Genomic DNA, 20,144 nt, shown 5'->3' with positions numbered 1-20,144 from the left:
ACATGCAAACGGGCACTAGTTCTGCACAGGTCCCCGCGGACGCAGGCCGTGCATGCCGCCGTCGACCGCGAGCGCGGTGCCGGTGGTCGACGCGGACAGCGGGCTGGCGAGGTAGGTGATGGCGCTCGCGACCTCGTCGGCGGTCACGAGCCGGCCCATCGGCTGACGCGCGGCCAGTGCCGCGCGTTCGGCGGCCGGGTCGGGCGCCGCGTCGAGGAGGCGCCCGACCCACGGCGTGTCCGCGGTGCCGGGGCACACGCAGTTCACGCGGATGGCGTCGGGCAGGTGGTCGGTGGCCATCGCGAGCGTGAGCGACAGCACCGCGCCCTTGGTCGCGGAGTACAGCGCGCGCTGCGGCAGGCCGGCCCACGCGGCGATCGAGCACGTGTTGACCACGGCCGCCGAGGGCGAGGCCTTCAGGTGCGGCAGCGCGGCGCGCGTGACGCGGACCATGCCGACCACGTTCACGTCGTACACGCGGTGCCACTCGTCGTCGCTGTTGTCCGAGACGTCGCCGGCCGCGCCGATGCCGGCGTTGTTCACCAGCACGTCGATCCGGCCGAAGCGCTCGGCGACGGCGTCGATCGCGGCGCGGACCTCCGCGTCGGCCGTCACGTCGCAGCGGAACCCGGTGAGGGGCTCCGGCACGTCGTCGGTCTTGAGGTCGAGCACGGCCACCGTCGCGCCGCGTTCGGCCATCAGCAGGGCCGTGGCCAAGCCGATTCCCGAAGCGCCACCGGTGACCACGGCCACCAATCCGCCGTACTCGCTCACTGGGCGTCCTCCGTCCACTCTGGACCGTCCGGGAAGCGGAACCGGCGCAGGGTCGCGTCGTGCATCCGCGCCGAGAACCCGGGTGCGGCCGGGGCCAGGTACCGGCCGTCGCGCACCACGGCCGGGTCGGTGAAGTGCTCGTGCAGGTGGTCGACCCACTCGATGGTGCGGTCGGTGTCGTCGCCGGACACGGCCACGAAGTCGAACATCGACAGGTGCCGCACCAGCTCGCACAGGCCGACGCCGCCGGCGTGCGGGCACACCGGCACGCCGAACTTGGCCGCCAGCAACAGGATCGCGAGGTTCTCGTTCACGCCGCCGACGCGCGCGGCGTCGAGCTGCAGCACGTCGATCGCGCCCGCCTGCAGCAGCTGCTTGAACACCACGCGGTTCTGCACGTGCTCCCCGGTGGCGACCTTGATCGGCGCCAGTGCCTTGGCGATGGCCGCGTGGCCCAGCACGTCGTCGGGTGAGGTCGGTTCTTCGATCCAGTACGGGTCGAACGGCGCGAGCTCGGTCATCCAGGACACGGCCGTGGCCACGTCCCAGCGCTGGTTGGCGTCCACGGCCACGCGGATGTCCGCGCCCACCGTCTCGCGCGCCAGCTTCATGCGGCGCACGTCGTCTTCCAGGTTGCCGCCGACCTTCAGCTTGATCATCTCGAAGCCGTCGGCCACGGCCTGTTCGGCCAGGCGCACCAGCTTCGCGTCGGAGTAGCCGAGCCAGCCCGGCGACGTGCTGTACGCGCGATAACCGTCGGCCTCGATCTTCGCGATGCGTTCTGCCCGGCCGGGTTCGGCGGCGCGCAGGATGTCGAGCGCTTCCTGCTCGGTCAACGCGTCGGACAGGTAGCGGAAGTCCACCAGCGACACGAGTTCTTCCGGGGTCATGCGCGCGGCGAACTTCCACAGCGGCAGGTCGGCGCGGCGCGCGGCGAGGTCCCACGCGGCGTTCACCACCGCGCCGATCGCCATGTGCGCCACGCCCTTTTCCGGACCCAGCCAGCGGAACTGCGAATCGCCGATGAGGTCGCGCGAGAGCTGACCGAGCGCCTGCGCGTCCTCGGGCACGTCACGGCCGACCACGTGCGGGGCGAGCGCGCGGATCGCGGCGGCCTGCACGTCGTTGCCGCGGCCGATGGTGAAGGCCAGGCCGTAGCCGTCGGGCCCGCCGTCGGTGTGCAGCTCGACGTAGGCGGCCGAGTAGTCGGGATCGGGGTTCATGGCGTCCGAGCCGTCGAGCTCCCGCGAGGTCGGGAACCGGACGTCGAGCACCTCCATGCCGATGATCTTCGCCATGTCAGGCCTGCCTCAGCGTCTGGCGCTGCCGGCCGAGACCGTCGATCTCGAGCTCGACGACGTCACCGTCGCGCAGGTACGGCTTCGGCTCGGGCTGCCCGAGCGCGACACCCTCGGGCGTGCCGGTGTTGATCAGGTCGCCGGGGCGCAGCACCATGAACTGGCTCAGGTAGTGGATGATCTCGGCGACGCCGAAGACCATGTCCTTGGTCGAGGAGTCCTGCACCTTCTTACCGTTCACCCACGTGCGCAGCCCGAGGTCCTGCGGGTCCGGCACCTCGTCCGCGGTCACGAGCGCCGGGCCGAGCGGGTTGAACGTCTCGCAGTTCTTGCCCTTGTCCCACTGGCCGCCGCGGTGCAGCTGGAACTCGCGCTCGGACACGTCGTTGGACACCACGTAACCGGCCACGTGGTCCAGCGCTTCCTCGACGCTGCCGAGGTAGCGGGCCTGCTTGCCGATCACCACCCCGAGCTCGACCTCCCAGTCGGTGCTCGTGGAGCGGCGCGGGATGAGCAGGTCGTCGTCCGGGCCCACGATCACGTCGGGCGCCTTCATGAACAACACGGGCTCTTCGGGCACGGCCGCGCCGGTTTCCTCGGCGTGGCGCCGGTAGTTCATGCCGATGCACAGGATCTTGCCGGGCGACGCCAGCGGCGGGCCCACCCGCAGGGCCGCGGCCTCCGGGCCGGCGGCAGGCAGCTCACCGGCTTCGAGCGCGGCGGCGGCGCGGGCAATGCCGTCGGCCGCGAGGAACGCGCCGTCGACGTCGGCCGTGAGGCCCGAGAGGTCGTACAGGGTGCCGTCACCGGCACGCACGAACGGTCGCTCTTCTCCCGCGGCTCCGAGACGCACAAGCTGCACGGACGTTCCCCTCTCACCACAGCCTCATCAAGACATCCGATGTATAGCGCATGAGCCGAGCAGGATCCAGAGTCACGGGGGATTTGTTTCCAAAATTGATCGGATCATCCTGGTCAGGCTCGCGGAGGAGCCACCAGTGATCGTCCCGCCGCCGGAGAAGGGGCGCACGCCGGAGCCGGCCCGCTTTCGTCGGACCTTTGCGGCCCGGCGTGGGGAGAGCGTGAACGCCGCGTGTTTTTCTTGCCACACCTCGGCTTCGGTACCGATTCGGCCGAACCCGTTGAAAACACCGCCGGGTCGTGACTTGATGGCTTCCCGACCCCTTCGACCGGTTGAACGAGGTGCTGATGCCCAAGCGCATCGTGATCTGCTGCGACGGCACGTGGGACTCGGCAGACCTCGCCGAAGAGGCCGACAGCCACACCCCGGCACCGACCAACGTCACGCAGCTCGCGCTCGCCGTGGCGCCGGTCGACGAAGCCGGGACCGAGCAGCGGGCCTTCTACCAGTCCGGGGTCGGCACCGTGCGGCAGAAACTGCTCGGCGGCGCGTTCGGTGTCGGGCTCTCGCGCAACGTCCAGGAGGTCTACCGCTTCCTGGTCCGGACCTACGAACCCGGCGACGAGATCTTCTTCCTGGGCTTCAGCCGCGGCGCGTACACCGCGCGCAGCACGGCCGGGCTCATCCGCAACTGCGGCCTGTTGCGCCCCGAGCACGAGCACCGCGTGAAGCAGGCGTACGGGCTCTACCGCGACCGCTCGGACAAGACGCACCCGCGCTCCACCGAGATGGCCTTGTTCCGCAAGACGTACGCGCACGAACCGCGGATCCGGTTCATCGGCGTGTGGGACACGGTGGGCGCGCTCGGCGTGCCGCTCACCGGGTTCTGGCCGTTCGACGTGTTCAACCGCCGCTTCCAGTTCCACGACACGGCGCTGAGCTCCACCGTCGACGCGGCCTACCAGGCGCTGGCGATCGACGAGCACCGCAAGCCGTTCACACCGTCGGTGTGGGCGCCGCCGGCCGAAGGCGTGACGCACCACGTGGAGCAGGTGTGGTTCGCCGGCTGCCACGGCGACGTCGGCGGGGGTGGCCAGGCCAAGAAGGGCCTCGCCGATCTCACACTGCGCTGGATCGCCGCCCAGGCGCAGACGTGCGGCCTCGCGCTGGTGCCCGGTTTCACCACCGAACCCGACGCGCTGGGGCCGATCCACCCGTCCCGCACCGGTTTCTACCGCCTGCTGCCCTCGGCGACCCGCGGAATCGGCACCACCGACCCGAAACACGAGTACGTGGCTTCGAGTGCGGTGACGCGGCACAAGCTCGCGGCCGACTACGCGCCGCCGAATCTGGTGGGTTATCTGGCGCTCGACGGCCAGGTCATCCCGGTGGACGCCTGAGCCGTCAGCCGAGCCCGGCGAGGTCGCCGGACCGCAGATCCTCGTCGCTCACCTTCGCGCGGCCGTCGACCAAGCGCTGCAACGCGTCGCCGTCGTCCCACTGGTTCACGTTCATCGCCGCGTGCACCTCGCCTTCGGCGCCGACCCAGAACGCCGTGAAGTCGCGCGCGGCGAGGTCGCCGCGGACCACGAGCCGGTCGCGGTCCGGATCGGCGAGGCCGCGGTACTCCATGCCGAGGTCGTACTGGTCGGAGAAGAAGTACGGCGAATCCAGGTACGGATCGTTGTCCCCCAGCAGGTTCCCGGCCACGTGGGCGCCCTGCGTGCGCGCGGTCGCCCAGTGCTCCACGCGCACGCGGTGGCCGTAGCGGGGGTGGAAATGCGACGCGATGTCGCCCACGGCGTACACGTCCGGAGCGGCCGTGCGCAGGCCCGCGTCCACCGCGACGCCGCCGTCCTCGGAGAGTTCGAGCCCCGCCGTGTGCGCGAGCTCCACGCGCGGCGCGGCGCCGATGGCCACGAGCACCGCGTCGGCGAGCAGCTCTTCGCCACTCTGCAGCCGGACACCGCGCACGCCGCCGGCGTCACCCGTCACTTCGGCGACGTGCTCACCGAGGCGCCAGTGCACGCCGTGTTCTTCGTGCAGGGTCTGGAAAACCCCGGCCACCTCGGGGCCGAGCACCTTGCCGAGCGGCCGGCGGCCGGGCGCCACCACGGTCACGTCGGCGTCGTGCGAGCGCGCGGCCGCAGCGGCCTCGGTACCGATCCAGCCGGCGCCGACGATCACCACGCGCCGCGCGTCGACGAAGGCCGCGCGCAGGCTGAGCGCGTCGTCGAGCGTGCGCAGCAAGTACAGCCCGGGGAAGTTGCCGCCGGGCGCGGGGAGCGGGCGCGGGCGCGAACCCGTGGCGAGCACGAGGCGGTCGAAGCGGTGCTCGCCGCCGGCGTCGTCGAGCACGAGCCGGGCACCGAGCTCGAGCCGCGTGGCGGTGAGACCGGAGGCGAGTCGGATGTCCTGGGCGGCGTAAAAGCCCTCGTCCCGGACCCAGTCGGGCTCGTCGGTGGTCCCGAGCAGCAGGCCCTTCGACAGCGGCGGCAGCTCGTAGGGCCGGTGCCGATCCGCGCCCATCAGGAGCACGTCGCCTTCGAAGCCCTTCTCCCGCACCGCCGCGGCGGCCGAGGCCCCCGCGAGACCTGCGCCGACGATCACGATCTTGTGCGGCTGTGCCTTCCCGACGATCCCCGCCATCCGCGCCACTCCCGACATCCCCGACACCCCGGACAGCGCGGACATCCCGCGGGTCCTGCCGCCCGGACGCTACTCCCGTTGCGCGGACAGCACATCCCGTGCTCGGCCGCAGGTGGACCCCTCGAGCGAACTCGTGGGTAGGCAATTCGGGTGAACCCGCGTAATGGCCGCGTGAGGTGCCGGTCCCACCCCCGCACGAAGCACGACCGCGAGGCGGAATTCGGGAGGGCGAGAGCCGTGACAGACCGGGACGAGTGGTCGATCGGCTGCCGGGACCTGGCCGGCAGGCGCAGGGACGTGACGGTGTTCGTGAGCAGCGACGACAAGATCGTGCTCGTGGCCCCGCCAGGCGAGGCGGCCGTACTGGGGCCCCTCGACGTCGGCCGGCTGCGCGCAGCTCTGCGCGACGCGGTGGTGGCAGTGGCACAGCACCCGGAGTGAGTTGTGTCTTTGCCCCGGCAGTGCATGTGGCCCGGCTTCGCCGGGGCTGCGTTCCGCCTCGTGGGCGCAGGTCAGCAGTCCCTCGGTCGCGCCGCGCCGCTGAGCATGCTCGTCGGCTCCCACCGCGGCCTGCCCCGCTCCCCACACCGGTCTCACTCTCCGCCACCATCACCCCGCTACCCTGGCGCGACAGAACCTGACCCCACGACCCTGAACGCACCCAGGGCATTGAACGCACCCGCGGCGCGAGATCGCGCCGGTGTCGGGATCAGGCGGTGCGATCGGCCCCTAGGCCGATCAGACCGCCTGATCCCGACACCGGCTTGAGGCGATCTCGCACGCCCCGGCGAAGCCGGGGCCAAAAACACAGCCGAGGCGAAAGGACACGAAGTGGACGTCGCCGAGGCCGCAGAAAGAGTCTCGTGGCGACGGGTGGCACTGCACGTCGCGTGGGTGCTGGTCCTCGCGGTGGCCACGGAGCTGCGCGTCGGACGGTTCGGGTTCCACCCGTCGGACCAGGGGTTCATCCTCGCGCAGGCCTGGCGGATCCTGCACGGCGAAGTGCCGCACGCCGACGTCATCTCCGCGCGGCCGCTCGGTTCGGCGATCCTGCACACGGTCGATTTCGCGGTGCCCGGCCCGCTGTTCTTCGTGTCCAGCTGCCTCGCGATGGTGCAGATCACGCTGACGACCATCGCGTTCGCCGTGCTCGTGATGCGGCGCCCGGTGCTGTCCTGGGGTCCCGGGCGCACGGCGCTGGTCGCGGCGGCGGCATTGCTGAACCTCAACGGCTTCCCGCTCATGGCGTGGCACACCGTCGACGGCATCATGCTCACCGCGTGCGGCGCCTGGGCGCTCGATTCGGGCCTGCGCAAGGGAAATCCGTACGCTCGGCTCGGCGGTCTGGCCCTGCTGGGCGCGGCGGTGTTCGTGAAGCAGAGCTTCGTGCTCGCCGCGGTGATCGGCCTGGTCTGGACCCTCTGTTACCCGAACCGCCGGCGCCGCGTCGTCGGGGACGTGCTGGCGCTCGGCGCGTTCGGGATCGCCTACGTGGTCTGGGTGAGCATCGGGGGCGGGTTCGGCGAGATGGTGAGCCAGCTGACCGGCGGTGTGCCCGCGTACGGCGAACGGCTGCTGGGGCTGTGGCTGCACGATCCGCAAGTGCTGCTGCAGCCGCCGGTGCGGGAGTTCACGTTCTTCGCGGTGATCGCCGTCGTGCTGCTGGTGCTGCGGCTCGCGGGCGAGCGCCTCGGCGTGGCCGGGCGCGTGGCGTCGTGGCTGCTCGCGCTCGGCGGTGCGGCCGCGGTGGCCTGGACCGTGGTCGACGGGCGGCTCACGGGCTCGTCGCGCTGGGCCGACGTGCTGTGGTGGATCCTGGCCGTGGCCGTGGTGGTGCACACGGCCGTGCGGCGCAAGGTTTCCTGGGCCGCGCTGCTGGTGCTGGCGACCGCGTTCATGACGAGCCTGTCGTGGGGCAATGACACGCCGACGCTGCTCACCGGCTCGCTCGCGCTCACGGCGTTGCTGCTGCTCGGCTTCGTGCTGCCGGAGTTGGCTCCGCTGCTGCGCCGCACGTGGGTGACCGCGCCGGCGGGCCTGGCGGCGGTCGCGCTGTGCGGCTGGCTCGTCGTGGCGCACCACGACGAAGCCGCCTACCTCGACATCTCGCACGACCGGCTCACCGCCGACCTCGGCACCGTCAGCCCGGCCATGCGCGGCATCCGCACGAACCCCTCGACCTACACCTACGTGGCCCAGATCCGCGACTGCCTGCACCGCTACCCGGCCTCCCGCGTCGCCGTGCTGCCCGACAACCCGTTCGCCTACCCGGCTTTCGGCCTGCGCAACCCGTTCCCCCTCGAGTGGCCGCTGCCGCTGGAAATCGTCGGTGACGCCCCGCAACGCATGCTCGCCACCGCCGACGACCTCAACCACCAGGGCGACTACCTGGTGCTGTTCGAGACCGTGCGCGGCGAAACGCTGGCCCAAGGCGGACCCGTGCCCGCGAGCGTGCCGGCGACCGCGCCGATCGTGGACTACCTCGGCCTGGAAAACGCCCTGCGCGCCCGCCTCACCGGACAACCCGTGGCCTGCGGCAGCTTCGTCGGCAGCTGGGCCCGCTGACGCGTCACTCCGGCAGCGTGTCGTCCGGCGAACCCGCCGCCAGCGTCGCCAGTACCGCCAGCGCCGCGGCGAGGGTTTCCTTCGGTGGCGCGGAAAGCGCGAGCCGCACGGCGTTCGGCGCGTGGCCGGGCAGCACGGCGAACGACGCGGCAGGCGACAGCGCGATGCCGTGGCGCGCGGCGGCGGCCACGAACGTTTCGGCGCGCCACTGCTCCGGCAGCTCCCACCAGCGGTGGTAGGCGGCGGGGTCGCCGACGATCGTGAAGCCGGCGAGCCGCTCGTCGAGGATCGCGGCGCGCTCGGCGACGTCCGCGCGCTTCGCGGTCTCGACCTCGGCCAGCGCGCCGCCGGTGATCCAGCGCGTGGCGGCTTCCACCGCGAACCTCGTGGCACTCCAGCCGCCGGACCGAACCGCGCCCGCGAGCCGCGCGGTCCAGGCCGCCGGCGCGGCGACGAACCCCGCGGTGAGGCCGGGCGCCACACGCTTCGACAGGCTGTCCACGAACACCGTGCGCTCGGGCGCCAGCGCGGCGAGCGGCTCGATGTCCGGGCGCAGGAACGTGTAGATGCCGTCCTCGATCACCGGCAGATCGAGGCGCGCCACGGTGTCGGCCAGCTCGGCGCGGCGCGCGGGCGGCATGGTCGGGCCGAGCGGGTTGTGCAGCGTCGGCTGCACGTACAGCGCGCGCACGGGCGCGGCCCGGTGCGCGGCCTCGAGCGCCGCCGGCACGAGACCGTCGGCGTCGGTTTCGATCGGCACGAGCTCGGCGCCCAGGCGCGTGGCCAGCGCTTTCACGATCGGATAAGTCAGCGCCTCCACCGCGAGCCGCTCCCCCATCGGCACGAACGCGGAAATCGCCGCCGCGATGCCCTGGCGGCCGTTGCCGGTCACGAGCAGGTTCGCGGGGTCGGGCTTCCAGACACCCCTCGACAGCAGCCCAGCGGCCGCCTCACGCCCGGCTTTCGTGCCCGCGGCGCCGACGGGGTGCAGCGCGTCGGTGAACACGTCGGCGCGCAGCAACGGCTCGAGTGCGTACGCGAGCTTCGCGGATTGGCTCGGCAACACGGCGAAGTTGAGTTCGAGGTCCACGCGCGCGTCGCCGGGCTCGGCCAGCGCGGGCTCGGGCGCCGGCCGCGCGGCCCGCACGAAGGTGCCCCGCCCGACCTCGCCGACCGCCAAGCCCCGGCGGATCAGCTCGCCGTACACACGGGCGGCGGTGGATCCGGCGATGCCGCGGTCGCGGGCGAACCGGCGTTGCGGCGGCAGGCGGTCACCGGGCCGCAGCCGGCCCGCTTCGATGTCGGCGGCGAGCTCGTCCGCGACGACCCGGTAGTCGTCCATCGCCACCTTCGCTCACGCTGGGACTTCCCGTCCGCATGATGACACCGGCTGGTCACGTTCGGCGAATGCGACCCAGGGAACTCCCACGAACGAGGGTCACTAGGTTAGCCTAACCTGTGTGGAACAGACGATCGCGGACGCACCGAGCAGGACCGAGCCCCGGCTGCACGCCGAGGCGCTGACGCTGGCGTACGACGGGCGCACCGTCGCCGAAGAGCTCGGCGTGGTCATCCCGGACAAGTCCTTCACGGTCATCGTCGGCCCCAACGCCTGCGGCAAGACCACCCTCCTGCGCGCGCTCGCGCGGATGCTCAAGCCCCGCAAGGGTTCCGTCTACCTCGACGGCTCGGTGATCTCCAGCTACGGCGCCAAGGAGGTCGCGCGCCGCCTCGGGCTGCTGCCGCAGAGCTCGGTGGCACCCGACGGCATCACCGTGGCCGACCTCGTGGCGCGCGGCCGCTACCCGCACCAACGCCTGCTGCGCCAGTGGTCGCGCGACGACGCCGCGGTGGTCGCCGAGTCGATGGCCGCCACCGGTGTCTCGGACCTGGCCGAGCGGCTCGTCGACGAGCTGTCGGGCGGGCAGCGCCAGCGCGTGTGGATGGCGATGGCGCTGGCCCAGCAGACGGACCTGCTGCTGCTCGACGAGCCCACGACGTACCTCGACATCGCGCACCAGATGGACATCCTCGACCTGTGCGCGAAGCTGCACGCCGAGCAGGGCCGCACGCTCGTCGCCGTGCTCCACGACCTCAACCACGCCGCCCGCTACGCCACGCACATGATCGCGATGCGCGACGGCCAGGTGCTCGCCACCGGCACCCCCGAGGAGGTCGTGACCGAGGAGAACGTGGAGAAGATCTTCGAGCTGCCGTGCCGCGTGATGCCGTGCCCGGAGACCGGTACACCGCTGGTGATCCCGAAGGCGCACCGCGCGCGCTAGGTTGGCCTGGTGACCCGCGAACTCTGGACCGCAGTCGACCACTACCTGGCCGAAGCCCTGCTGCCGGCCGACCCGGTGCTGGACACGGCGCTGGCGGACTCGGCCGCGGCCGGCCTGCCGTCGATCGCCGTGTCACCCACCCAGGGCAAGTTGCTCTCCCTGCTCGCTTCGCTGGCGGGCGCCCGCTCGATCCTGGAGATCGGCACGCTCGGCGGCTACAGCACGATCTGGCTCGCCCGCGCCCTGCCGACCGGCGGCACGCTGGTGACCTGCGAGTACGACCCGAAGCACGCCGCCGTGGCGCGCAAGAACCTCGACCGGGCCGGCTTCCCGGCCGACGTCGCCGACATCCGCGTCGGCGCCGCCCTCGACACCTTGCCCACGCTCATCGGGCCGTTCGACTTCGTGTTCATCGACGCGGACAAGGCCAACCTCGCGCCCTACGTCGACCACGCCATCCGGCTCTGCCGCCCGGGCGCCACGATCGTGGTCGACAACGTCGTCCGTGACGGCGCCGTCCTCGACGCCACGAGCACCGACTCGTCCGTGCGCGGCGTGCGCGAGATGTTCGAAGCCCTGACCGGTGACGACCGACTCGACGCCACCGCCATCCAGACGGTGGGCGACAAGGGTTACGACGGTTTCGTCCTCGCCCGCGTGCGCTGACTTATTACTGAGCGAAGGGCGCCCCGGTGACGAGGCGCCCCCTCATCGTCGGCCGGGCGGCGCCGTCTGCATCGCGCGCGGAGGGGCGAACGGCGGCTCGATCCCGCCGTTCCACTTGATCGGCTTCCCCTCCTCGGCCTGCACCATGAACGTCCGCCAGATGTCCGCGGGCACGGTCGCACCCACGAGCTTCTTGCCCTGCGCGTCGAACAGCCGCCGCTCGTCGTCGGAGCCGACCCAGACGGCCGTGGCCAGCTGCGGGGTGTAGCCGATCGCCCAGGCGTCCTGGTTGTCCGACGAGTTGCCGTGCTGGAACTCGCCGGTCCGCAGGGCGGCGGGGCGGCCGTCGGGCAGGAAGGTCTGCAGCACGTTCGTCACCTCGGAGGCGATCTTCGCGCTCGCGCCGGCCTGGTCGGAGAACGCGGGGCGCGGCTCCACGTCGTGCTGCCACACGACGCTGCCGTCCTGGGCGAGCACCTTGTCCACGAGGTGCGGCGTCACGCGCATCCCGCCGGCGGCGAACGTCCCGTACGCTCCGGCCAAGTCCAAGGGCCGCAACGGATACCGGCCGACCGCGAGGCCCGAGCCGATGAGGAACCCGTCCTTCTCGCGCATGGTCGGCGAGCCGTCGACGGCGTCCGGGATGCCCGCGTCGCGGGCCGCCGCGCTCACCGCGTCGGCGCCGACCTGTTTGGCCAGGCTGATGTAGGGCGTGTTCGCGCCGGAGGTCATGGCCGTGCGCAAGGTGCACTGCGCCGGGCACTGCCGGGGGTACTCGAAGTTCTCGCCCAGGAAGTTGATCGCGTCCGGTGCGTCCACGAGTTCGTCCGGGGAGGCGCCGGCGCGCAGGCCGGCGGTGAGCGTGAACGGGTAGAACGCCGAACCCGCCGCGTGTTCGGTGCCGGCGTAGTCGCGCACGCCGTTGTCACCGCCGTCGTAGGCGCGCACCGCGCCCGTCGACGGGTCCACGGACACGAGCGCGCCCCGGAACTCCTTCGGCTCACCCTTGAGCCGGTCGGCCAGCGCCGAGCGCGCGGACGCCTGCGCGGTGCGGTCGAGGGTGGTCTGCACGACCAGGTTTCCCTGCTGCAGCCGGGAAAGCGGGAAACCGTCCTGCTCCAGCTCGCTGAGCACCTGCTGCTTCACGTGGTACTCGTCGTAGGTCACGCTCGCGCGGGTTTCCGACGGCGGCAGGATTTCCCGGCCGGGATAGCTCATCGCGGCCGCGTCGGCGCCGCTCACGTACCCGCGCTGCACGAGCTTGTCGCGCACGTACGTCCAGCGCTTGGCCGCGTGCGCGTCACCCGACACCGCGGGGTCGTGGACCGAGGGCGACTGGATCATGCCGGCCAGGAACGCGGCTTCGCTCCAGGTCATCGAGTTGTCGAGCGGGCGCCCGAAAAACGCGTTCATCGCCGCCGACGGGCCGAACGTGCCGCGGCCGAAGGAGATGATGTTCACGTAGCTGGTGAAGATCTGCTCTTTGCTCTGCTCCTGCGTGATCTTCGTGGCGAGCACGAGTTCCTGCAGCTTGCGGTCGAGCGTCGCGTCGTCGTCGCCGGTCGACTTCTTGATGTACTGCTGCGTGATGCCCGAGCCGCCGCCCACGCCGGTGAGGAACGCGCGGCCGATGCCGGTGGGGTCGAAGCCCGCGTTGTCCCAGAACGTCGGGTCTTCGGTGGCGATGATCGCGTCGCGCAGCTTCGCGGGCACCTTGTCGTAGGGCACGAAGGAGCGGTCGCCGTCGGCCGGCAGCACCTTGAGCAGCTCACTGCCGTCGTCGTACTTCAGCTCCACGGTCTTGTCGAGCGACGCGAGCACGTCCTGCGGGCTGCGGACGTCGAGCAGCAGGTAGGCGATCCAGAACGCGATCAGCGGCAGCCCGACGAATACGCCGAAGCAGCAGTACGCGATGCGCCGGATCTTGCGCCACCGCCGGCGACGGCGGGCACGGGGATCGGCGGGCGGCTCGTTCGTGACACTGCTGGTGGCTCCGTCCGTCTCGGCGTCCGTATCGGGTTGCACGATTGGTCGACGGCCGGACGGGTGAAAAGGTTGAGCGGCTCGGTGAGAAATTCACACGGCGTCAGGACAGGAACGCGCGCAACAACGACGCCGTGCCCTCCACGTGCTCGGCCATCGCGTGGCGTGCGGCCACGGCGTCGCCGGCGAGGATGGCGTCCACGATCGCCTCGTGCTGGGCGTTGGAGTGCTCCAGGTTGGGCTCGAGCAGCGGGATGCGGTCGAGGAGCTGGTTCACGCGCATGCGGGCGTCGGCCATCGCCGTGGTGAGCGAGCTCGACGCCGTGACCTCGGCGATCGCCAGGTGCAGCCGGGAATCCTTGCGCCGGTAGTCGGCCAGCTCGGCGGCCGCGGTCTCGGCCAGCGTGCTCGTGAGGTGCCGGCGGTCGGCCGGGCTGAGCGTGCGCGCGGCCGCCGCTTCGGCCGCGCCGGTTTCGAGCACGTGCCGCAGGCACAGCGCGTCTTCGAAGGCCGCCGCGTCGATTTCGCCGGTCGCGCGCTGCTTCGGCTCCGGCAGGTTCTCGCGCACGAACGTGCCGCCGTACCGGCCCCGGCGTGACTCCACGTAACCGGCGTCGGCCAGCGCCCGGATGGCCTCCCGCAACGTCACCCGGCTCACGCCGAGCCGCTCGGCCAGCTCCCGCTCCGACGGCAACCGCTCGCCCGCGCCGACCACACCGAGGCGGACGGCCTGCAGCAGGCGTTCCACGGTCTCTTCGAACGCGTTGCCCGCGCGGACAGGCCGGAACAGCGCTTCGTTCGCGCTCGCCACCGACGTCTCCACGTGGCGAGTCTAAGCCCGCTCAATCGCAGAGACCTCTTTGCAAAGGTTTCTCTGCAATGTAGGCTGAGTCCCATGAGCTCCCCGGACCGCACCGAACGGATCCTCGACGCACGCACCCTGCGCGCGCTCGCCCACCCGCTGCGGATGCGCCTGCTGAACCTGCTCGAACAGGACGGTCCGGCCACGGCCACCGGCCTGGGCAAGCGCGTCGCCGAGAGCTCCGGCACCACGTCCTGGCACCTGCGCCAGCTCGCGGACGCCGGCCTCGTCCTGGAGGACACCGAACGCGGCTCGAAGCGCGAACGCTGGTGGAAAGCCGCCCAAGACATCACCACCATCCGCATCGCCGACTTCGCGGGCGACGCCGAGCTCGCCGGCCCGGTCTCGATGCTGCTGCACCAACTCGTGGTGCAGCGCTACGAGGAAGAAGCGCAGTTCGTCGCCGAATTCCCCCGCTGGCGCGACCGCTGGGAACACAACGCCACCCTGGCGAGCAACCAGCTCTCCCTCACGCCCGAGGAAACCCACCGGTTGAACGCCGAGATCAACACGGTGATCGACCGCTACCGCCGCGAGGTCCGCCCCGGCGACGACTCGGTCGTCGCGCACTGGGCCGCTTTCCCCCGCACCGCCCACCCGGAAACCACCGAGTCCGCCGAGTCGGTCGACTCCACGGAAACCCCGGAACCTGCCAACACCGCTGAAAATTCTCGACCCGAGGAGCCGTCATGATCCCGCACGACTTCACCGAGACGTTCGTCCACGATCGCCAGGCCGAGCTCCGCGCCGCCGCCACCGTCGGCCGCACCACTCGGGCCGAGGACCGGCCGACACTCCGCCGGCGCCTCGGCCGCTTCCTGATCCAGACCGGACTTCACCTCGCCGGCGACCGCGGCGAGCAACTGCAGGTCAGCCTCCCGGCCTGACCGTCCGCTCAACGGGAGAGCGGCTCAGACCGGCGAGCCGGCGTCACAATCCTTGCGGCAACCCGCAAAAAGAACGGTGGAACCGTCCACTTCGAACGGTCCCACCAGCTCACTACCGCACCGAGCGCCTCAGCACTCGATCACGTTCACCGCCAGCCCACCCCGCGCGGTTTCCTTGTACTTCACCGACATGTCCGCGCCGGTCTCGCGCATCGTCTTGATCGCCTTGTCCAGCGTGACCACGTGGCTGCCGTCGCCGCGCATGGCCATGCGGGCCGCGTGGATGGCCTTCGAGGCACCCACGGCGTTGCGTTCGATGCACGGGATCTGTACCAAGCCGCCCACCGGGTCGCAGGTCAGACCCAGGTGGTGCTCCACGCCGATCTCGGCGGCGTTCTCCACCTGCGCCGGCGAGCCGCCCAGCACCTCCGTGAGTCCGGCCGCCGCCATCGCCGACGCCGAACCGACCTCACCCTGGCAGCCGACCTCGGCGCCCGAGATCGACCCGGTCTGCTTCAGGATCGAACCCAACGCACCGGCTGTGAGCAGGAAGGTCACGATGCCGTCGTCGGAGGAGCCGCGGATGAACCGCTGGTAGTAGTGCAACACCGCCGGGATGATCCCGGCCGCACCGTTGGTCGGAGCCGTGACCACGCGGCCGCCGGCGGCGTTCTCCTCGTTCACGGCCAGGGCGTACAGGCTCACCCAATCCATGGCGTACAAGGGATCCCCGACACCGTCTTCAGCGATCAGCTTGTCGTGCAACGCCTTCGCGCGCCGCGGCACCTTCAGGCCACCCGGCAGCACACCTTCGTGCGCGATGCCGGCCGAAACGCAGTCGGCCATCACCGACCAGATCTCCAGCAGGCCCGCGCGCACCTCGTCGGCGGTACGCCACGAAAGCTCGTTGGCCAGCATGATCTCGCTGACCGACAGCCCCGTCGCGGCGCAGTGGCCGAGCAGGTCCGCGCCCGTGCGGAACGGGTACGGCACCGGCGTCGCATCCTCGACGAACACCGCATCGGTCTCGTACGACTCGTCGCGCACGAAACCGCCGCCCACCGAGTAGTACGTGCGCGAGCGCAGCTCCGCGTCACCCTCGTACGCCCGGAACACCATGCCGTTCGGGTGCGCCGGCAACGACTTGCGTCGGTGCATCGTGAGGTCGGTGTCCTCGTCGAACGCGATCTCGCGCACGCCGCCGAGCAGCAGCCGGCCCGACCCGCGCATCGCGGCGACCCGCGCGGGCACGGTCTCCGTGTCCACGGACTCCGGCCGCTCGCCGGAAAGCCCGAGCAGCACGGCCTTGTCGCTGCCGTGTCCGAACCCGGTCGCGCCGAGCGAGCCGAACAGCTCCGCCTGCACCCGCGTGACCCGGTCCAGCAGGCCTTCGGCGACGAGACCGTCCACAAAGGTCCGCGCGGCCCGCATCGGGCCGACCGTGTGGGAGCTCGACGGCCCGATGCCGATGGAGAACAGATCGAAGACGCTGATCGCCATTGACCCGCCCCTTCCCTCTAGTGTCTGGCCAGCAGCGAGCTGGCCTCTTGCGCCGCGGGGCCCTGCTCGGTGAGGTGGGCCAGGTTCTCCGGCAGCTCCTCACCACGGTGGGCCTTGGTCTGCGCGTACAACCGGCCCGCACGGTAGGACGAACGCACCAACGGTCCCGCCATCACCCCGGCGAAGCCCATGGCTTCGGCGGCCTGGGAGTGGTCCACGAACTCTTCCGGCTTCACCCAGCGGTCGACCGGGTGGTGGCGCGGGGAGGGGCGCAGGTACTGGGTGATGGTGAGGATCTCGCAGCCGGCGTCGTGCAGGTCACGCATCGCGGCGGTGACCTCCTCCGGAGTCTCACCCATCCCGAGGATCAGGTTGGACTTGGTGACCAGCCCGGCCTCACGCGCCTTCGTGATCACTTCCAGCGACCGCGCGTAGCGGAACCCGGGCCGGATGCGCTTGAAGATCCGCGGCACCGTCTCCACGTTGTGCGCCAACACCTCCGGCCGCGACGCGAACACCTCAGCCAACTGCGCCGGATCCGCGTTGAAGTCCGGAATCAACAGCTCCACACCGGTGCCGGGGTTGAGCTCGTGGATCTGCCGCACCGTCTCGGCGTAGAGCCACGCACCACCATCAGCCAGATCATCACGCGCGACACCAGTGACCGTCGAGTAGCGCAACCCCATGGCCTGCACCGACTCCGCGACCTTCCGCGGCTCCGTCCGATCCAGCTCGGCGGGCTTGCCCGTGTCGATCTGACAGAAATCACACCGACGCGTGCACTGATCACCACCGATCAGGAACGTCGCCTCACGGTCTTCCCAGCACTCGTAGATATTGGGACAACCAGCTTCCTCACAGACAGTGTGCAAGCCTTCACGCCGCACCAAGCCCTTGAGTTCAGTGAACTCCGGCCCCATCCGCACCTTCGTCTTGATCCACGACGGCTTCTTCTCGATCGGCGTCTCGCTGTTGCGCACTTCCAGCCGCAGCAGCTTGCGTCCCTCGGGCTGCGCGCTCATCGCGACAGGTCCGCGTACAACGGGTGCTTCTTCGCCAGCAGCTCCACGCGGCCGCGCAGCGTCTGCGCCACGGCCTCGTCGAAGCCGGGCTTCAGCGCCTCGGCGATCACGTCGGCGACCTCGGCGAAGTCCTCGGCGCCGAAGCCGCGCGTGGCCAGCGCCGGCGTGCCGATGCGCAGGCCGGAGGTGATCATCGGCGGCCGCGGGTCGAACGGCACCGCGTTGCGGTTCACCGTGATCCCCACCGAGTGCAGGCGGTCCTCGGCCTGCTGACCGTCCAACTCGGACTGCACGAGATCCACCAGCACCAGGTGCACGTCGGTGCCGCCGGTGAGCACGCGCACGCCCGCCTCGGCACAGTCCGTACGCGAGAGCCGCTCGGCCAAGATCCGGGAGCCGGCCAGCGTGCGCTCCTGGCGCTCGCGGAACTCGTCGGTCGCGGCGATCTTCAGCGCCACGGCCTTGGCCGCGATCACGTGCTCCAGCGGCCCGCCCTGCTGACCGGGGAACACCGCCGAGTTGATCTTCTTCGCCAGCTCTTCACGGCACAGGATCAGGCCGCCGCGCGGGCCGCCGAGGGTCTTGTGCGTGGTCGTGGTCACGATGTCGGCGTGCGGCACCGGCGAAGGGTGCAGCCCCGCCGCGACCAGGCCGGCGAAGTGCGCCATGTCCACCATCAGGCGCGCCTCGACGAGGTCGGCGATGCGGCGGAACTCGGCGAAGTCGAGCTGACGCGGGTAGGCCGACCAGCCGGCGATGATCAGCTTCGGCTTGTGCTCCACCGCCAGGCGCTCGATCTCGGCCAGATCGACGATCCCGGTCTCTTTGTCGACGTGGTAGGCCACGACGTTGTAGAGCTTGCCCGAGAAGTTGATCTTCATCCCGTGCGTGAGGTGACCGCCGTGGGCCAGGTCGAGGCCAAGGATCGTGTCGCCCGGCTTCAGCACGGCGAACATCGCCGCCGCGTTGGCCTGCGCGCCCGAGTGGGGCTGCACGTTGGCGTGCTCGGCGCCGAACAGCGCCTTCGCGCGGTCGATCGCGAGCTGCTCCACCACATCGACGTGCTCGCAGCCGCCGTAGTAGCGCCGGCCCGGGTAGCCCTCGGCGTACTTGTTGGTGAGCACCGAGCCCTGCGCCTCGAGCACCCCGACCGGCGCGAAGTTCTCCGACGCGATCATCTCCAGCGTCGACTGCTGGCGGTCGAGCTCCACCGCCACGGCCGCGGCGACCTCCGGGTCCACTTCGGCGAGGGGTTTGTCGAACGTCGGCATTCAGTTCTCCTGCGTGAGCGCGGCGTACGCGGCGGCGTCGAGCAGCTCCGGGACGTCGCCCGTGAGCCGCACCTTCAGGAGCCATCCTTCGGTGTACGGGTCGGAGTTCACGACCTCGGGGGTGTCCGATGTGGTCTCGTTCACCTCGACGACCTCGCCGCTCACCGGCGAGTACAGCTCGCTGACCGACTTCGTCGACTCGACCTCGCCGAACACCTCGCCCGCGGTCACCGTGCCGCCGACCGCCGGCAGCTGCACGAACACGATGTCACCGAGCGATTCCGCGGCGAACGCGGTGATGCCCACGGTGGCGACGCCGTCGACGACCGACAGCCACTCGTGCTCTTTGGTGTAGGACAGGTTCTGGGGGATGCTCACAGGAAAAGCGCCTCTCAGGCTCGGGAGTAGAAGGGCAGGTCGACGACCTCGACGGGCTCGATCCTGCCCCGGATGTCGACGGAAAGCTTCGTGCCGGGCTCGGCGTACGCCCGATCGACGTACGCCATGGCGATCGGGTAACCCAGCGTCGGGGACAGCGCACCGCTGGTCACGGTGCCGATGTTCCCTGAACCGAGAGCACCGCCCTCGGCCGCCACCACCGCGTAACCGTGGCGCGGCGCCCGACGGCCGACACCGCGCAGCCCGACCCGCACCCGCGGAACATCGGCCTTCGCCAGCTCCTCCAGCGCGGCCCGGCCCACGAAGTCACCCGGCTTCTCGAACTTCACCACGCGGCCCAGCCCCGCGGCGAACGGGTTCAGCTCCCGCGTGAGCTCGTTGCCGTACAACGGCATTCCGGCTTCGAGCCGCAACGTGTCGCGGCACGCGAGCCCGCACGGCACGAGCCCGTGCGCCTCGCCGGCTTCGGTCAGGAGCTGCCACAACGCCGGCGCCTCGGCCGCGGGCACGAACAGCTCGAAGCCGTCCTCGCCCGTGTAGCCGGTGCGGGCCAGGAGCACGTCGTGGCCCTTCACCGTGGCCGGCACGCTCGCGTAGTACTTCAGCGCGGCCAGGTCGGCATCGGTCACCGCGGCCAGCACGTCGACCGCGCGCGGACCCTGCACGGCGATCAGCGCCGTTTCGGCCGACCGGTTCTCCACCACGGCGTCGAAGCCGGCCACGCGCTCGGCCAGCGCTTCGGCGACCACGTCGGCGTTGCCGGCGTTGGCCACCACCAGGTACTCCTCGTCGCCGAGCCGGTACACGACCAGGTCGTCGAGCACGCCGCCGTCGGCGTCGCAGATCATCGTGTAGCGGGCGCGGCCCGGCTTCACGCCGGTGAGGTTGCCGACCAGCGCGAAGTCGAGCACGTCGGCGGCCTGCGCGCCGCGGACGTGGATCTCGGCCATGTGCGACAGGTCGAACAGCCCGGCCGCCTCGCGCACGGCCTTGTGCTCGGCCAATTCGCTGGCGTAGCGCACCGGCATCGACCAGCCCGCGAAGTCGGTGAACAACGCACCCAGTCCCTGGTGGACGGAGTGCAGGGAAGTCTCTCGGGACACTGGAGAATCAGACACCGG

At 71.1% G+C, this 20,144-nt stretch carries 19 protein-coding genes; 7 read left to right on the top strand and 12 right to left on the bottom strand.

Annotated features, from left to right (window positions below):
- Positions 1-15: 15 nt before the first annotated feature.
- Genes VSH64_RS47110 through VSH64_RS47100 form a run of 3 tightly spaced genes read right to left on the bottom strand, consistent with a single transcriptional unit; the run spans position 16 to position 2,934 of the window.
- Positions 16-774 carry an SDR family NAD(P)-dependent oxidoreductase gene (locus tag VSH64_RS47110; RefSeq protein WP_326569230.1) on the bottom strand — a complete coding sequence of 253 codons (759 nt, stop codon included), beginning with the start codon at positions 772-774 and terminating at the stop codon, positions 16-18.
- Positions 771-2,072, bottom strand: coding sequence for an enolase C-terminal domain-like protein (locus VSH64_RS47105; protein WP_326569229.1), 1,302 nt, complete (start codon positions 2,070-2,072; stop codon positions 771-773). The genes VSH64_RS47110 and VSH64_RS47105 overlap by 4 nt, the downstream gene beginning before the upstream one ends.
- A gap of 1 nt (position 2,073) precedes the next feature.
- Complete coding sequence (locus VSH64_RS47100; protein ID WP_326569228.1) at positions 2,074-2,934, bottom strand: fumarylacetoacetate hydrolase family protein; 861 nt, start codon at positions 2,932-2,934, stop codon at positions 2,074-2,076.
- A 347-nt stretch (positions 2,935-3,281) separates the two neighbouring features.
- Between VSH64_RS47100 and VSH64_RS47095 the strand changes: the two genes are divergently transcribed.
- A complete protein-coding gene (locus VSH64_RS47095) occupies positions 3,282-4,334 on the top strand; it encodes a DUF2235 domain-containing protein (RefSeq protein WP_326569227.1) in 1,053 nt (350 codons plus the stop codon).
- A 4-nt stretch (positions 4,335-4,338) separates the two neighbouring features.
- Here VSH64_RS47095 and VSH64_RS47090 read toward each other — a convergent pair whose 3' ends face one another.
- A complete protein-coding gene (locus VSH64_RS47090) occupies positions 4,339-5,583 on the bottom strand; it encodes an NAD(P)/FAD-dependent oxidoreductase (protein ID WP_326838224.1) in 1,245 nt (414 codons plus the stop codon).
- A 237-nt stretch (positions 5,584-5,820) separates the two neighbouring features.
- On the opposite strand from VSH64_RS47090, the gene VSH64_RS47085 reads away from it, so the two are divergent.
- Positions 5,821-6,024: a hypothetical protein gene (locus VSH64_RS47085; RefSeq protein WP_220237697.1), complete on the top strand. Its 204-nt coding sequence runs from the start codon at positions 5,821-5,823 to the stop codon at positions 6,022-6,024.
- Positions 6,025-6,456: 432 nt separating this feature from the next.
- Positions 6,457-8,148 (top strand): hypothetical protein, encoded by a 1,692-nt coding sequence (locus VSH64_RS47080; RefSeq protein WP_326569226.1) that lies wholly within the window; start codon positions 6,457-6,459, stop codon positions 8,146-8,148.
- Between the two features lie 4 nt (positions 8,149-8,152).
- Here VSH64_RS47080 and VSH64_RS47075 read toward each other — a convergent pair whose 3' ends face one another.
- Positions 8,153-9,490 carry an aminotransferase-like domain-containing protein gene (locus VSH64_RS47075; protein WP_326569225.1) on the bottom strand — a complete coding sequence of 446 codons (1,338 nt, stop codon included), beginning with the start codon at positions 9,488-9,490 and terminating at the stop codon, positions 8,153-8,155.
- 118 nt (positions 9,491-9,608) lie between these two features.
- Between VSH64_RS47075 and VSH64_RS47070 the strand changes: the two genes are divergently transcribed.
- Both VSH64_RS47070 and VSH64_RS47065 read left to right on the top strand, forming a co-directional pair.
- Entirely contained in the window at positions 9,609-10,433 is an 825-nt protein-coding gene (locus VSH64_RS47070) for an ABC transporter ATP-binding protein (RefSeq protein ID WP_326569224.1), read from the top strand.
- Between the two features lie 9 nt (positions 10,434-10,442).
- Positions 10,443-11,099, top strand: coding sequence for an O-methyltransferase (locus VSH64_RS47065; RefSeq protein ID WP_326569223.1), 657 nt, complete (start codon positions 10,443-10,445; stop codon positions 11,097-11,099).
- A 42-nt stretch (positions 11,100-11,141) separates the two neighbouring features.
- On the opposite strand, the gene VSH64_RS47060 is transcribed toward VSH64_RS47065, so the two are convergent.
- Both VSH64_RS47060 and VSH64_RS47055 read right to left on the bottom strand, forming a co-directional pair.
- On the bottom strand, positions 11,142-13,127 hold the full coding sequence (locus VSH64_RS47060) for a transglycosylase domain-containing protein (RefSeq protein WP_407655721.1): 1,986 nt from the start codon (positions 13,125-13,127) through the stop codon (positions 11,142-11,144).
- A gap of 58 nt (positions 13,128-13,185) precedes the next feature.
- Complete coding sequence (locus VSH64_RS47055; protein ID WP_326569222.1) at positions 13,186-13,905, bottom strand: FadR/GntR family transcriptional regulator; 720 nt, start codon at positions 13,903-13,905, stop codon at positions 13,186-13,188.
- 72 nt (positions 13,906-13,977) lie between these two features.
- Between VSH64_RS47055 and VSH64_RS47050 the strand changes: the two genes are divergently transcribed.
- Entirely contained in the window at positions 13,978-14,637 is a 660-nt protein-coding gene (locus VSH64_RS47050) for an ArsR/SmtB family transcription factor (protein WP_326569221.1), read from the top strand.
- A complete protein-coding gene (locus tag VSH64_RS47045; protein WP_326569220.1) occupies positions 14,634-14,831 on the top strand; it encodes a hypothetical protein in 198 nt (65 codons plus the stop codon). The genes VSH64_RS47050 and VSH64_RS47045 overlap by 4 nt, the downstream gene beginning before the upstream one ends.
- Before the next feature lie 129 nt (positions 14,832-14,960).
- Here VSH64_RS47045 and VSH64_RS47040 read toward each other — a convergent pair whose 3' ends face one another.
- Genes VSH64_RS47040 through gcvT form a run of 5 tightly spaced genes read right to left on the bottom strand, consistent with a single transcriptional unit; the run spans position 14,961 to position 20,126 of the window.
- The gene (locus VSH64_RS47040; RefSeq protein WP_326569219.1) at positions 14,961-16,331 is read right to left on the bottom strand and encodes an L-serine ammonia-lyase; all 1,371 of its coding nucleotides are present in this window, start codon (positions 16,329-16,331) and stop codon (positions 14,961-14,963) included.
- Positions 16,332-16,348: 17 nt separating this feature from the next.
- Positions 16,349-17,353: a lipoyl synthase gene (lipA, locus tag VSH64_RS47035; protein WP_326569218.1), complete on the bottom strand. Its 1,005-nt coding sequence runs from the start codon at positions 17,351-17,353 to the stop codon at positions 16,349-16,351.
- Positions 17,350-18,624: a serine hydroxymethyltransferase gene (locus VSH64_RS47030; protein WP_326569217.1), complete on the bottom strand. Its 1,275-nt coding sequence runs from the start codon at positions 18,622-18,624 to the stop codon at positions 17,350-17,352. The genes lipA and VSH64_RS47030 overlap by 4 nt, the downstream gene beginning before the upstream one ends.
- The gene (gene gcvH, locus VSH64_RS47025) at positions 18,625-19,002 is read right to left on the bottom strand and encodes a glycine cleavage system protein GcvH (RefSeq protein ID WP_285969615.1); all 378 of its coding nucleotides are present in this window, start codon (positions 19,000-19,002) and stop codon (positions 18,625-18,627) included.
- 14 nt (positions 19,003-19,016) lie between these two features.
- Entirely contained in the window at positions 19,017-20,126 is a 1,110-nt protein-coding gene (gcvT, locus tag VSH64_RS47020) for a glycine cleavage system aminomethyltransferase GcvT (protein ID WP_326569216.1), read from the bottom strand.
- Between the last annotated feature and the right edge of the window lie 18 nt (positions 20,127-20,144).

Origin of the sequence: Amycolatopsis rhabdoformis, from assembly GCF_035918295.1 — a bacterium.
Classification (GTDB): domain Bacteria; phylum Actinomycetota; class Actinomycetes; order Mycobacteriales; family Pseudonocardiaceae; genus Amycolatopsis; species Amycolatopsis rhabdoformis.
Note: the sequence above shows the minus strand (reverse complement) of the source record. Positions and strands in the feature narration are given on the sequence as shown.